Source organism: Pseudomonas sp. LPH60 (assembly GCF_030718165.1).
Classification (GTDB): Bacteria; Pseudomonadota; Gammaproteobacteria; order Pseudomonadales; family Pseudomonadaceae; genus Aquipseudomonas; species Aquipseudomonas danubii.
Window position 1 is genome coordinate 679,648 of the sequence record NZ_JAVAJH010000002.1, and the last position, 13,167, is coordinate 692,814.

At 60.8% G+C, this 13,167-nt stretch carries 11 protein-coding genes; 5 read left to right on the top strand and 6 right to left on the bottom strand.

Annotated elements, in window-relative coordinates; translation table 11 throughout:
* The first annotated feature begins 65 nt into the window (after positions 1–65).
* The gene (locus Q8O96_RS08740) at positions 66–743 is read left to right on the top strand and encodes a response regulator (RefSeq protein WP_102860717.1); all 678 of its coding nucleotides are present in this window, start codon (positions 66–68) and stop codon (positions 741–743) included.
* Positions 740–2,086, top strand: coding sequence for an ATP-binding protein (locus Q8O96_RS08745; protein ID WP_305948678.1), 1,347 nt, complete (start codon positions 740–742; stop codon positions 2,084–2,086). The genes Q8O96_RS08740 and Q8O96_RS08745 overlap by 4 nt, the downstream gene beginning before the upstream one ends.
* A 12-nt stretch (positions 2,087–2,098) precedes the next feature.
* Here the strand turns inward: Q8O96_RS08745 and Q8O96_RS08750 are convergent, their stop codons facing one another.
* Positions 2,099–3,097 (bottom strand): AraC family transcriptional regulator, encoded by a 999-nt coding sequence (locus Q8O96_RS08750; protein ID WP_102860719.1) that lies wholly within the window; start codon positions 3,095–3,097, stop codon positions 2,099–2,101.
* 333 nt (positions 3,098–3,430) lie between these two features.
* Between Q8O96_RS08750 and Q8O96_RS08755 the strand changes: the two genes are divergently transcribed.
* Both Q8O96_RS08755 and Q8O96_RS08760 read left to right on the top strand, forming a co-directional pair.
* Positions 3,431–4,762 (top strand): dicarboxylate/amino acid:cation symporter, encoded by a 1,332-nt coding sequence (locus Q8O96_RS08755; protein ID WP_115580697.1) that lies wholly within the window; start codon positions 3,431–3,433, stop codon positions 4,760–4,762.
* Between the two features lie 147 nt (positions 4,763–4,909).
* Positions 4,910–6,091 (top strand): CaiB/BaiF CoA-transferase family protein, encoded by a 1,182-nt coding sequence (locus tag Q8O96_RS08760; protein WP_102860721.1) that lies wholly within the window; start codon positions 4,910–4,912, stop codon positions 6,089–6,091.
* 33 nt (positions 6,092–6,124) lie between these two features.
* On the opposite strand, the gene Q8O96_RS08765 is transcribed toward Q8O96_RS08760, so the two are convergent.
* Both Q8O96_RS08765 and Q8O96_RS08770 read right to left on the bottom strand, forming a co-directional pair.
* On the bottom strand, positions 6,125–6,619 hold the full coding sequence (locus tag Q8O96_RS08765; RefSeq protein WP_102880572.1) for a SprT family zinc-dependent metalloprotease: 495 nt from the start codon (positions 6,617–6,619) through the stop codon (positions 6,125–6,127).
* 149 nt (positions 6,620–6,768) lie between these two features.
* Positions 6,769–7,371: a Yip1 family protein gene (locus Q8O96_RS08770; protein WP_102860723.1), complete on the bottom strand. Its 603-nt coding sequence runs from the start codon at positions 7,369–7,371 to the stop codon at positions 6,769–6,771.
* Positions 7,372–7,663: 292 nt separating this feature from the next.
* Here Q8O96_RS08770 and ttcA point away from each other — a divergent pair, with 292 nt between their 5' ends.
* A complete protein-coding gene (gene ttcA, locus Q8O96_RS08775; protein ID WP_110651466.1) occupies positions 7,664–8,488 on the top strand; it encodes a tRNA 2-thiocytidine(32) synthetase TtcA in 825 nt (274 codons plus the stop codon).
* A gap of 59 nt (positions 8,489–8,547) precedes the next feature.
* On the opposite strand, the gene Q8O96_RS08780 is transcribed toward ttcA, so the two are convergent.
* From Q8O96_RS08780 to Q8O96_RS08790, 3 genes are all read right to left on the bottom strand, one after another.
* On the bottom strand, positions 8,548–10,083 hold the full coding sequence (locus tag Q8O96_RS08780) for a glycosyltransferase family 39 protein (RefSeq protein WP_305948679.1): 1,536 nt from the start codon (positions 10,081–10,083) through the stop codon (positions 8,548–8,550).
* Positions 10,084–10,186: 103 nt separating this feature from the next.
* Positions 10,187–11,938: a lipid IV(A) 4-amino-4-deoxy-L-arabinosyltransferase gene (gene arnT / locus Q8O96_RS08785; RefSeq protein WP_305948680.1), complete on the bottom strand. Its 1,752-nt coding sequence runs from the start codon at positions 11,936–11,938 to the stop codon at positions 10,187–10,189.
* A gap of 242 nt (positions 11,939–12,180) precedes the next feature.
* Positions 12,181–12,846: a histidine phosphatase family protein gene (locus Q8O96_RS08790; protein WP_305948681.1), complete on the bottom strand. Its 666-nt coding sequence runs from the start codon at positions 12,844–12,846 to the stop codon at positions 12,181–12,183.
* Positions 12,847–13,167: the final 321 nt, after the last annotated feature.

A 13,167-nucleotide genomic window follows, 5' to 3' on the forward strand; every position in this document is an offset into this window, starting at 1 on the left:
GGCGCATTGATCGTCAGGGCGCAGGGGCGCCCTCGGAGATGTCGAATTTTGCCTGGGAGAGCGTTATGAAGTTGCTGGTCGTCGAAGATGAGGCGCTGTTGCGCCATCACCTGCAAACCCGCCTCACCGACAGTGGCCATGTGGTCGAGTCCGTGGCGAACGCCGAGGAGGCGTTGTATCAGACCGAGCAGTTCAATCACGACCTGGCGGTGATCGACCTGGGATTGCCCGGCATGGGCGGACTGGACCTGATCCGTCAGTTACGTGCCCGTGGCAAGACGTTTCCGATCCTCATCCTCACCGCCCGCGGCAATTGGCAGGACAAGGTCGAAGGCCTGGCCGCCGGTGCCGACGACTATGTGGTCAAGCCGTTTCAGTTCGAAGAGCTGGATGCACGGCTCAATGCGTTGCTGCGGCGTTCCAGCGGTTTTACCCAGTCCACCATCATTGCCGGCCCTTTGCTGCTGGACCTGAATCGCAAGCAGGCGTCCATGGATGATCAACCCCTGGCCCTGACCGCCTACGAATACCGGATCCTCGAGTACCTGATGCTCCATCACCAGCAGGTGGTGGCCAAGGACCGGCTGATGGAGCAGTTGTACCCGGACGATGACGAGCGTGATCCGAACGTCATCGAGGTGCTGGTGGGGCGGCTGCGGCGCAAGCTGGAGGGGCCGTCGGGCTTCAAGCCGATTGATACGGTGCGCGGCCTGGGCTATCTGTTCAACGAGCGCTGCCGATGATTCGATCGCTGCGGCTGCGGCTGATGCTGGCGGCGACCACCTTGGCGGTGCTGTTCATGCTGGCGTTGCTGCCGGCCATGCAGGGGGCCTTCAGCCTGGCGCTGCTGGACTCCATCGAGCAGCGCCTGGCTTCCGACGTCACCACCCTGATTTCGGCGGCGCGGATTGAAAACAACCGCCTGCAGATGCCCGCACAACTGCCGGACGAGCGCTTCAATCTCGCCGACAGTCGCTTGCTGGGCTACATCTATGACCGAGAGGGGCACCTGGTCTGGCGCTCCCGGGCCACCCAGGAAGAGAACATCAATTACCGGCCGCGGTACGACGGGCGCGGTAACGAGTTCGCCAGAATCCGTGAAGCCAATGGCCAGGAGTTCTTCGTCTACGACGTCGAGATCAAGTTGTTGGGGGGCAAGAACGCGGCTTTCAGTATCGTTGCACTGCAACCGGTGCGTGAGTACCAGCAGACTCTGGAAGGGGTCAGGGAAAACCTCTATCTAGGCTTTGGTGCGGCGTTGCTGGTGCTGCTGGCATTGCTCTGGCTGGGGTTGACCTGGGGTTTGCAGGCCCTACGACGCTTGAGCCAGGAGTTGGACCAGATCGAGAGCGGTACCCGCCAAAGCCTCAGTGAGGAGCATCCGCGAGAGCTGTTGCGCCTGACCGGCTCCTTGAACCGTCTGCTGCAAAGCGAGCGCGAGCAGCGTAGCCGCTACCGCGACTCCCTGGATGACCTGGCCCACAGCCTGAAAACCCCGTTGACGGTGTTGCAAGGGGTCAGCGAGGACATGGCGCAACGGCCTCAGGATCGGGAGCAGGCCTGGGTCCTGCAGGCGCAGATCGAGCGCATGAGTCAGCAGATCAGCTACCAGTTGCAGCGTGCCAGCCTGCGCAAAAGTGGCCTGGTGCGTCATCAGGTGCGCCTGCGGCCGGTGCTGCAAAGCCTGTGCGACACCCTGGACAAGGTCTATCGCGACAAGCAGGTGCGCGTGTCCTTCGATTTGCCCGAGCGCTGCTATGTGCCGATCGAGCACGGGGCCTTGCTGGAATTGCTTGGCAACCTGCTGGAGAACGCCTACCGCCTGTGCCTGAGCTCGGTACGCATCAGTGTGCGCGAGACTCTGGATGGCTCAGAGCTGTGTGTGGAGGACGATGGCCCTGGTGTACCACCCGATCAGCGGGCGCGGATTCTCCAACGTGGCGAGCGTCTTGATCGCCAGCACCCAGGGCAGGGCATAGGCCTGGCGGTGGTCAAGGACATCATCGAGAGTTATGGCGCGCAGTTGACCCTGGGGGATTCAGCCTTGGGTGGTGCGGCCTTCAGGATTCACTTCCCGGCCCTGTAAAGGGCGCTTTGGCTACTGCTCCCGGGCGCGATAGGCGCCTGGGGTCAGGCCAGTCCATTTCTTGAATGCCCGATGAAAGGCCGAGGGTTCGGAAAAGCCCAATTGCTCGGCGATCTGTTGCAATGAGAGGTCAGCCCGCCCCAGGTGGTAGATGGCGATGTCACGGCGCAGTTCGTCCTTGAGTGCCTGAAAGCTCGAACCTTCTTCGCGCAAATGGCGACGCAATGTCTGCGGGCTGACGTGCAGGTGCTGGGCAACGCTTTCCAGGTCGGGCCAGCGCTCCCGGTCGCGGCTGAGCAGACGCCGCAACTGGCTGCTGAGGCTGTCGCCCTGGTCCGGGCGTGACAGCAGATCGGCGGGGGAGCGCTCAAGAAAGTGCTTGAGGGTACGTTCATCCTGTAGCAGCGGCATGCCCAGGTAGCGACTGTGGAACAACAGGCTGCTGTGCTCCTGGCTGAACAGCAGTGGGCAGGGGAACAGCAAATCGTATTCTGCGCCGTGTTCGGGTTTCGGGTAGCTGAAGCAGGCTTGTTCAAGGCGTATGCGCTGGCCGATCAGCCAGCTGCCCAGGCGATGCCAGATCACCAGCAGGCTTTCGCTAAGAAAGTGCTCCGGGTCCCATAACTCAGCATCATCCAGGCTCAGACGGGCCATTTCTCCTTCGTGCGTCAGACGAAGGCGCGGTGCTTGCGCAAACAGGCTGTAAAACAACAAGCCGCGATTGAGCGCTTTTTCCAAGGTGCGGCAGTGGATCAGCGCGTGGCACATCATGGCGAAGGTTCCGCGTTTGCTGGGGCCATGGCCGAAACCCAGGTACTCGTCGTCCAACGCCAGCCACAGTTGCTGCAGCAGACGGGTGAATTGTTCGGGGGCGATGCGTGCCTTGGGCTGGCTCAGCAGCTCTGGACTGATGCCCAACTGCTGCAGAAGCGGCCCGTAATCGTAGCCGCGACGACGTGCACCGCCCAAGGCGGCACGGGCAAAGTGGCTGGCGATGGTGCGTTCGCGCATGAAGGCTGGTCCGTCCATTGAGTGGCGGATGTTAGCCAGCCCCCTATGAGGGAACAAGGCGGATATCCGCCAAATTGTAGGACGAGACTCGGTGAATGGGCGGAAATCCGCCAGCGGCGCCGGGTGCAGTGGAAGCCAAGATCGGCCTGTCCCCCTGATGTCTAAAGGCCTGTAGGGCTTTTTTACAAGGTGGCACGGGCTTTGCGATAGAGCCGGAAGATCTGCCAGCACGCAGTTCGACACAACAAATCCCTCCAGCGCAGGAGGGTTCGCACTTTAGGCACCGCATGCATCGACGGAAGCTGTATGCCGGGGCTCTTGAGGAACTTTGCAATGACGACTCGTCAGCCACTGTACAAATCCCTGTATTTCCAGGTGATCGTTGCCATCGCCATCGGCATCCTGCTCGGTCACTTCTATCCTCAGACCGGCGTGGCCCTCAAGCCCCTGGGTGATGGGTTCATCAAACTGATCAAGATGGTCATTGCGCCGATCATTTTCTGCACCGTGGTGAGTGGTATCGCCGGCATGCAGAACATGAAATCGGTGGGCAAGACTGGCGGCTACGCGCTGCTGTACTTCGAAATCGTCTCCACCATTGCCCTGCTGATCGGCCTGATCGTGGTCAATGTGGTGCAGCCGGGTGCTGGCATGCACATCGACGCCTCGACCCTGGATGCTTCAAAAGTCGCTGCCTATGTGACTGCGGGCAATGACCAGAGCATTGTCGGCTTTATCCTCAACGTGATCCCGTCGACCATCGTGGGTGCCTTCGCCACCGGCGACATCCTGCAAGTGCTGATGTTCTCGGTGATCTTCGGTTTCGCCCTGCATCGCCTGGGTGCCTACGGCAAGCCGGTGCTGGACTTCATCGACCGCTTCGCCCACGTGATGTTCAACATCATCAACATGATCATGAAGCTGGCGCCCCTGGGTGCGCTGGGTGCCATGGCCTTCACCATCGGTGCCTACGGCGTCGGCTCCCTGGTGCAACTGGGCCAGTTGATGATCTGCTTCTACATCACTTGCGTGGTATTCGTGCTGGTGATCCTGGGGGGCATCTGCCGCGCCCACGGCTTCAGCGTGATCAAACTGATCCGCTACATCCGCGAAGAGCTGCTGATCGTGCTGGGTACCTCGTCCTCGGAATCGGCCCTGCCACGCATGCTGATCAAGATGGAGCGCCTGGGTGCCAAGAAGTCGGTGGTCGGCCTGGTGATTCCTACCGGTTACTCCTTCAACCTGGACGGTACCTCGATCTACCTGACCATGGCGGCGGTGTTCATTGCCCAGGCAACTGACACCCACATGGACATCACTCACCAGATCACCCTGCTGCTGGTGCTGCTGCTGTCCTCCAAAGGCGCCGCGGGCGTGACCGGCAGCGGCTTCATCGTTCTGGCCGCCACCCTGTCGGCTGTGGGGCACCTGCCGGTGGCCGGTCTGGCGCTGATTCTGGGTATCGACCGCTTCATGTCCGAAGCCCGTGCCCTGACCAACCTGGTGGGCAACGCCGTGGCTACCCTGGTCGTTGCCAAGTGGGTCAAGGAACTGGACGAAGACAAACTGCAGGTCGAGCTGGCGTCTGGTGGCCGTGCGATCATCGACACCCGTGAAACCGACGATCTGGGTGTGGCTGAAGGCCCGGCACCGAGCATCAAGTAAGTCTTGCTGAATATAAGAAACCCGCTACGGCGGGTTTTTTATTGCCTGGAGGTTGAGCACAACGGTCAGTCCGGCTGACCGTTGTGGTAATTGTTGCGCTGCTCGCGGCTGCCTACTCTGAAGCAATCGATCAAGAGGAGAGGGCACATGCAAGGGCCGTTGGCGTCACTCAAGGTACTGGATTTCTCCACCCTGTTGCCGGGGCCGTTCGCCTCGCTGCTGCTGGCGGACATGGGGGCCGAGGTATTGCGCATCGAATCGCCAACCCGCATGGACCTGCTGCGGGTGCTGCCACCCCACGACCACGGTGTATCCGCCAGTCACGCCTATCTCAACCGCAACAAGCGCAGCCTGGCCCTGGACCTCAAGCGGCCCGAGGCGCTGGAGGTGATCCGGCAACTGCTGCAGGACCACGACATCGTTCTCGAACAGTTTCGCCCAGGCGTGATGGAGCGCCTGGGGTTGGGGTACGAGGCCTTGAAGGCGATCAACCCGCGGCTGATCTACGTGTCCATTACCGGTTATGGCCAGACCGGACCCTACAAGGACCGCGCCGGGCACGATATCAACTACCTGGCCCTGGCCGGGCTCGCCAGCCAGACCGGACGCCGCGACCAGGGCCCGCTACCTCTGGGCATCCAGGCAGCGGATATCGCCGGGGGCTCGCTGCACGGCGTGATCGGCCTGCTGGCGGCAGTGATCGCCCGGCAGCATAGCGGCCAGGGCCAGCACCTGGATATCAGCATGACCGATTGCGTGTTCAGCCTGAACGCCATGGCCGGAGCCGGTTACCTGGCCTGCGGGGTAGAGCCGGGGATGGAACAGCAGGTGCTCAATGGCGGCAGCTTCTACGACTACTACCGCAGCCGGGATGGTCGTTGGCTATCGGTGGGCAGCCTGGAGCCGGTGTTCATGCAGCAGCTGTGTCAGGCCCTGGGGCGGCCGGAACTGGCGGTCCAGGGCTTGTCTCCCATGCCCGAGCAGCAAAGGGCCCTCAAGCAGGCCTTGCAGATCGAGTTCGAGAAACATGACTTTGCCGAGCTGTGCCAGTTGTTCGCCGGGCTCGACGCTTGTGTCGAACCAGTGCTCAGCCTGGCTGAGGCGGTGGAGCACCCCCAATTGCAGGCTCGGCAACTGCTGAGCCAGGTCCCCCGGGAAGACGGTAGCCCCCAGACCCAGATGGCATGTCCGCTGAAATTCTCCGACGGTTTGCCCGAACCGCGGCATATCGGCGCCAGGCTGGGCGCCCATTCCGATCAGGTGCTGGCGGAGCTTGGCTACAGCGCTGAACGTATCGAGGAACTGCGACGCAGCCAGGTCATTGCCTAGGCGTCGGCTTGCCGGCGAAGCGCGTTGATGCCATCACTCGACCCGGGTTTCGCCGCTGTACACCAGGGTGTGCCGACAGCGTCGGCACAGGTAGCGACGTCCCTGGGCCACCAGCTTGTGGCGTTGCGCCGAAAACGGAAAATCGCTCTCGGCGCAGGGGCAGCGGTAGATGTAGCGGGTCACGCTGCGGCGTTTGACTTCATAAGTGTGGCAACGATTGGGCGGCAGTTCATACACCCCGCGCATGATCAGTTGCCACTCCTCGCCGTGGGGCTGAATGCGTTCGCCAAACAACTGATGAGCGATCAGGTGCGCGACTTCGTGGGCCACGGTCTGCTTGAGAAAGTCTTCGCTGTTTTCCCGGTACAGCTGGGGATTGAAGCGCAGCAGGTTTTCGTGCAAGTGGGCAACGCCGGCTTTCTGGCCTCGTAATTTGAGGCTGACCACCGGGCGTTTGAAAGGACGTTTGAAAAAGGATTCAGCGAGTAGGAAACAGTCTTCGACGCGGGTATTGAGTTGCTCGGGCATGCTTAACGGCTCTCCAGAGCGGCTGAGTATGCCGCAAAGAGCGGCTAATCCGAATCGCCCAGGCGCCGAATGGTCGCAGGAGCGCCCATTAAGAAGGCCGCCTTGCGGCGGCCTGTGTTGGCAGATGGAGGATTATTATTGGTGCGGCGTCAGTTGGTGTACACGGGGCCGACGCCCAGGCCCCAGACAATCACGGTGAAGGCCATGATCGCTACCAGCACCACCAGTCCTACCGCCAGGACCGAGCTGGAAAACAGGAATCCTTCGTCCGATGGGATGTTCATGAAGGTCGGTAGCCCGACGTAGAGCAGGTACACCGTGTAGCAGATCGCCGCCGTGCCGACGATCATCCCCAGCCACATATGCGGATACAGCGCCGCCAGGCCGCCGACGAACAGCGGTGTCGCGGTGTAGGTGGCAAAGGCGACGCAGCGCGCCAGGCTCGGGTTGGCGTCATAGGTCCGGGCCATCCAGTGGATGAAAGCACCCATCACCGCCACGCCGCCAAGCATGGCCAGGTACGACATGATGGTCATCCACAGGGCGCTTTCCATGGTCAGCATCACCGGCGCGCGGTTGCCAATGACCCAGCCGACCTGGGTGGTGCCGATAAAGGCCGAGATCGCGGGGATCGCCGCCAGAATCAGCGTGTGGGTCAGGTACATGTGGCTGATGCTTTCTTCTGCATCGCCACGGATTTCTCGCCATTCCTGATCGGGGTGGGTGAAGAGTCCTACGACATGATGAATCATGGTCAGTCACTCCTTTCATTGTTGCCATCGCCCCCCAACGGAGCGCTTACAGCCAAGTGGCACAGTCAGTATAGGTCTATATATGCATGCGACCTTATGTCGCAGTATAGGGAGGAGTTTTCGTCAGATGTGCGCACCTTTAGAGCAAATCGCGCTGTAAAACCCCAGGGTAATCGCTGTCCTGTCTGTCAGCGCGGCCCCGGGGGCGCTACGTTTCGACGCTTTCAAGGGGGCGGGGTTTTTGCGTAAAATGTCCGGCTTTTCGTCACATACCTCGCGGATTCCAAGCGCCATGGGCACTCTTACGGTCAACCAGAACAAACTGCAGAAACGCCTTCGCCGACTGGCGGGCGAAGCGGTCGCCGATTTCAACATGATCGAAGAGGGCGACAAGGTCATGGTCTGCCTGTCCGGCGGCAAGGACAGCTACACCATGCTCGACGTGCTGTTGCACCTGCAGAAGGTGGCGCCGATCAAGTTCGAGATCGTCGCGGTGAACATGGACCAGAAGCAACCCGGTTTTCCCGAGCATGTACTGCCGGCCTACCTCAAGGAATTGGGGATCGAGTACCACATCGTCGAGAAGGACACTTACTCGGTGGTCAAGGAGCTGATCCCGGAAGGCAAGACCACCTGCTCGCTGTGCTCGCGCCTGCGTCGTGGCACCCTGTACACCTTCGCCGACGAGATCGGCGCCACCAAGATGGCCCTCGGTCACCATCGTGACGACATCGTCGAGACCTTCTTCCTCAACATGTTCTACAACGGTTCGCTCAAGGCCATGCCGCCCAAGCTGCTGGCCGATGACGGGCGCAATGTGGTGATCCGCCCGCTGGCCTACTGCAGCGAGAAGGACATTCAGGCCTACTCCGATCTCAAGCAATTCCCGATCATTCCCTGCAACCTCTGCGGTTCCCAGGAGAACCTGCAGCGTCAGGTGGTCAAGGAGATGCTCCAGGACTGGGAGCGCAAGAGCCCGGGGCGTACTGAGAGCATTTTCCGCGGCCTGCAGAACGTGATCCCTTCGCAACTGGCGGATCGCAATCTGTTCGACTTCGCCAGCCTGCGCATCGACGACAGTGCCACGCCGCGTTTCGTCAACGTGGTCAATCTCTGATCCGCTCTCGCTGAGTCTATATCGCCATGCCGGTTGCTATCCGGCGTGGCGAGGGGGCTTCAGTCCCCGAGAGCCTGAGGAATGAAAGCAACACTGCCCTCGGCTTTTCTTTTCGCCAGCCGTTCACCGTTGGTCGGCAGTGTGCGCACCAGTTGATGATCCTTGCCCAGGTAGCCGAGCATCGACGGTTCATTCTCACGCTGTTGCACCAGGATCAGCGTGCGCTGGGGGTCCCAATGCTGGCCGCTGGTCCTGTCCAGCCAGGCCATGAAGTCTGCGCTGGTGCCGGAGCGCGGGAAGTCCTGGGTTTCGGCGACGTAGTAGAAGGGCGCTCCCTGATTCTGCAGGTACAGCGGCACTTTGTTATCCACCTCGACCATCACCATGCGCCATTGATGCCAGGGGGCAATCCGGCTTGCCTCGGCTCTGACCTGCGTGCCGAACTGGATGACACCGCCCGTGCCATTGCTCCAAGGGTAGGCCACCCCCAGCACCAGCAGCAGAATCACCGCTGCGCTGGCAAAGCCTATGGCCCAGCTGCGTTCGCCGGGCTTGCCGCTGGCGCGTCGTTGGAGCAGGTGGCGGTTCAGCCACCAGGCCCCTAACAGCTGGGCGAAGGGCACCAGAGGCAGGACGTAATAGCTGCGCCGACTGCCACTGGCAGTGAAGAACAGGAACAACAAACCCAGGGCCCAGACCAGCCAGCGCTCATTGGGTTGTAGCTGGCGCCAGTGACGCGCCGCTACCCAGAGGCCGAGTACCCAGCAGGGCGCCCAGGGCAAGGTGTAGGCCGGCAGGTAGATCAGGTAGGTATAGATCGGTCCGATATGGTCGAAAGGATCGAAGAAGCGTTGCACATTCTCCCGGAATACCAGGCTCAGCCCGCTTTCAGCGTAGGTCGGGGCGCCATACAGGTGCGAGAGCACGAACGGCACCATGTACAGCAGGGCAGCCATCAGCAACGCCAGGCACAGGCGCGGATTGAGGTGACGCTTCCAGCGTCCTTGGCTCAGCAGGTGTGGCAGCAGGATCAGCCCCGGCAGGACGAAACCGATCAGTCCCTTGAGCAGCGAGGTCGCCGCCAACAGCAGGAAGAACAGGCAATAGCGACTCAAGCGAGTGTCTTCTGGCCCTCGCCAGTACCACCACACTGCTGCCAAGACCCCGCACACGGTGAGAATGTCCGCGGTGGCCACCCGGGCCCAAAATGCAAAGTAGAAGGTGGTGGCCAGCATCCAGCCGGCGATCAGCCCTGTGCCCTTGTGAAACAGCTGCTCGCCAAGCAGGTATACCAGCCAGATGCTCAGCCACCCGGCGAGCACCGAGGACAGCCGCAGCGACCAGTGCCCCAGGCCCCCGGTCAGCCAGGCGCTGGCGGTGATCAACCAGTAGGACGGCAGGGGTTTGTCGTAATAGGGAGCGCCCTTGAGGTAGGGGTCGAAGTAGTCGCCACTCTGCAGCATCTGCAAGGCAATGTTGGCCCAGCGGGTTTCCGCCCCCCACAGCTCACGGGAGCCCAGGCCGAGGAGCAGGATCAGGGCGCTGACGCCCAGAAGCAGGATTAGATCCTTGCGTTCGCTATTGCAGATTTTCATGGGTGGGTTTGCGCAGGCCGGGTGGTGGAAGGAAAGGGCCAGGAATGCCAGCGCCGATGGTGGTCGACGCTGACGCTCTCAGGCAGGCGTTTGGGCAGCTTGGTCAGGGTTGAGTGGCCGGCAGGATCAGGATCAGCATATTGCCTTGCTCGTAGCGCTTGCCGCCCGGCGGCAGCAGGGCGACTTCTTCGTTCTCCAGTACGTCCTTGACCCGCATCACCACACCCACCGATCCCTGTTTGCGTGCGTCGCTGATCCATTGGCCAACGTCGGCCATGCTGACCTTGCGCTGGGCCGATTCAGGGTAGGCCAGGCCGTATTTCAGTTCGCCCTCGGTGTTGTACAGCGCCACGTCCGGGCGTTGCAGGCGCCAGGCCAGTGCTGAGGCCGCTCCCAGGTCATTGCTCAACAGGCTGTGGGTCTGCTGGAGTTGCGCAAGGTGTTCCTTGATGAACTGGTCCGGCATCTTGTTGTGCACGATCAAACCGGGCATTCCCGCAGGCAGCAGCGCTACCAGCAGCCAGATGCCCAGGGCCGGCGTTGCCCAGTAGTTGAGCGGCCTGGAGGCCGGCAGCAGGTTGGCGATGATCCAGCCCATGAGCATGATGAACACCAGGGACAGGCTGAGCATTTCGTCGTGGTCGTACACCGGCCGGGTGATCTGGATCACCACCAGCGCCACTAATGCAGCGACGCCGATCAGTAGGTTGAGCAGACTGTTGAGGCGAACAGTTCGAGTCTTGCCTGCGCTGATCCACTGGATCAGTGCATGGCCCATGAGCACGGCCAAGGGCAGCAGGCAGGGCATGATGTAGGTCGGCAGCTTGCCGCGGCTCAGGCTGAAGAACGCCAGCGGCAGCAGCAACCACAACAGCAGGTAACCGGTGGCCGCCTGGTGCTTGTCCTTCCAGGCCTGAATCAGGGTGCCTGGCAGCAAGGCCGCCCAGGGCAGGCTCGAAACCACCAGCAACGGCAGGTAGAACCACCAGGGGCGAGTGTGCTGCGCATTGTCGGCGGCAAAGCGGCGGATATGCTCATGCCAGAAGAAAAACCGCCAGAAATCGGGTTCATGGGCATGAATGCTCAAGACCCAGGGCAGGCTGATGGCAATCGCCACCAGCACGGCCACCAGGCCAAAGCGCAGCAACTCGCCGAAACGCCGTTGCCAGAGCATGTAGGGCAGGGCGATCAGTACCGGCAGCAGCCAGGCCAGGAACCCCTTGGTCATGAAACCCATGCCGCAGGCGGCGCCCAAGGTGCCCCAGGCCAGCAAGCGGCCGCCTGGTGTCTGGCTGTCCAGGGCGAACCAGAGCGCCACCAGGCTGAGGTTGACCCATAAGGTGAATTGGGGATCGAGATTGGAGTACCCGGCTTGCCCGGCGATCAGACCGAAGCTCATGTAAAGCAGGGCGGCGGCAAAACTCTTGCGCGGGTCGTTCCAGATCCGGCGAGTGATCAGGTAAGCCAGCAGTACGCTCAGACCGGTGCTCAGGGCCGAGGCAACACGCACGCCGAACAGGTTGTCACCGAACAGTGCCTGGCCGATGGCGATCATCCAGTAGCCGGCAATGGGCTTTTCAAAATAGCGGATGCCCATGAAGTGCGGAGACACCCAATCCCCGCGAAGCAGCATCTCCTGGCTGATCTGTGCATAGCGGGTTTCATCCGGAATCCACAGGCCGTGGCTGGTCAGTGGCAGCAGGTAGAACAGGGCGAAGGCCAGCAGCAAAAAGGGTAGTGCCCAGCGCTGGATGCCGCTGGTTGTGCTCCCGCCCACGGTATAGCCGGAAGGCGTGGCGCTTGTTCCATAAGCCTGGGGCGGTAAAGTGCGCTGCATTTGTGTCCTCTGAGTCATGTGTTGAAAACGGTACTTCGCTACATTCATCAGGTATGAGTGATGAACTGTAAATTGTTGTCGAGTGCTCGGGGTTCTCAAGTTTTAAAAAATATACTTGGCTTCGCCTGTTTGATAGACCTTGTTGTAAGTGAGAGGGGCGCTCTATTGGTCTAGGGGCTTATAAGCTCAATTAGTTGGCGAGTGAGTGTGTCTGCTTTTTGAGTGAAGTCTGTTGGGAAGTTGTTAAAAATAGTTGAAAGTTACTCGAGAGGGCCCTTAAGAGTTTTTCGCCAGCTTTCAGCATTGATAATGCCCAGTACTTCCATGGTTCCGTTCACGTTCAGGGTGACAAATAGCGAACTGGCGTAATGACTGGCCAGTGCATGTTCAAAGCCCAGCTGGCTTTCCAGGTCACTGATGCAATCGCTGTGGGTAACCAGGATCAGGTTGCGCTTGAACAACTTGTGCGTCTTGATCTGGTCTTCGAAGTGTTTGCCGCAGTTGCTCAGCCAGTCCTGGGTCTGCACCGGCCGCTTGAACATGAATTCCGAGGTTTGCCGGGTACGGGTTGCCGGGCTGCTGATGACGTCGGTGGAGGCCATGCCCAGAGTACGGAATGCCTGGCCCACGTCGCTTGCCATGCGGCTTCCAGGCAGGGTGATGCCATCGGCAGGCCCCAGGCAGGGACTGGCGGAGCGGTCGCAGCGCTCGGCATGTCGCACCAGGGCAATCACCTCGCCGTCTTGCCAGTGGCGATAGAAGCCGGCTTGCTGCATCTGGTTGTCGACACCCAGGTCCAGTGGTGTGGCTGGCCACAGGACAAAGCCGCAGACGAGGATTGCCAGGGCTGCCCCACAGACGCCAGCCAGGATGCGCACGCTGCGGGTTGTCTTGCCGCCAGTACCGGATTCAGCAGTATTGAGCACGTCGTTTACCTGATTAGGTTTTTGCCAGGGGTTCTGAAAAGAACGGCATGCGCTCACCGCTGCCCTCGCCGCAACTGGGGCCAATTTAGGTCGGGCCAGGTGGGCGGAGAGTGAAAGCAATGTGAAAAAAACGAATGAATGGCGACAGTTCTTTTAAACCTGACAGCCTGGGTTCAGGTTGTTGGCCTGATCAGTGCTTTGCGGTCAGGCCTTATTCATCTATTGGCCCGCAGAATGTGGCTGCAGTTAACTGTCTATCTATCGCTCTTATCGTTGCGGCAAGTGCGAAGTGAACTTTATCCGATAATAAACAGCGGAAGA

Excerpts from the sequence above, each read along its gene's own strand:
- Q8O96_RS08740 (WP_102860717.1), top strand. The coding sequence starts at position 66 with ATGAAGTTGCTGGTCGTCGAAGATGAGGCGCTGTTGCGCCATCACCTG.
- Q8O96_RS08745 (WP_305948678.1), top strand. The coding sequence starts at position 740 with ATGATTCGATCGCTGCGGCTGCGGCTGATGCTGGCGGCGACCACCTTG.
- Q8O96_RS08750 (WP_102860719.1), bottom strand. The coding sequence starts at position 3,097 with ATGCGCGAACGCACCATCGCCAGCCACTTTGCCCGTGCCGCCTTGGGC.
- Q8O96_RS08755 (WP_115580697.1), top strand. The coding sequence starts at position 3,431 with ATGACGACTCGTCAGCCACTGTACAAATCCCTGTATTTCCAGGTGATC.
- Q8O96_RS08760 (WP_102860721.1), top strand. The coding sequence starts at position 4,910 with ATGCAAGGGCCGTTGGCGTCACTCAAGGTACTGGATTTCTCCACCCTG.
- Q8O96_RS08765 (WP_102880572.1), bottom strand. The coding sequence starts at position 6,619 with ATGCCCGAGCAACTCAATACCCGCGTCGAAGACTGTTTCCTACTCGCT.
- Q8O96_RS08770 (WP_102860723.1), bottom strand. The coding sequence starts at position 7,371 with ATGATTCATCATGTCGTAGGACTCTTCACCCACCCCGATCAGGAATGG.
- ttcA (WP_110651466.1), top strand. The coding sequence starts at position 7,664 with ATGGGCACTCTTACGGTCAACCAGAACAAACTGCAGAAACGCCTTCGC.
- Q8O96_RS08780 (WP_305948679.1), bottom strand. The coding sequence starts at position 10,083 with ATGAAAATCTGCAATAGCGAACGCAAGGATCTAATCCTGCTTCTGGGC.
- arnT (WP_305948680.1), bottom strand. The coding sequence starts at position 11,938 with ATGACTCAGAGGACACAAATGCAGCGCACTTTACCGCCCCAGGCTTAT.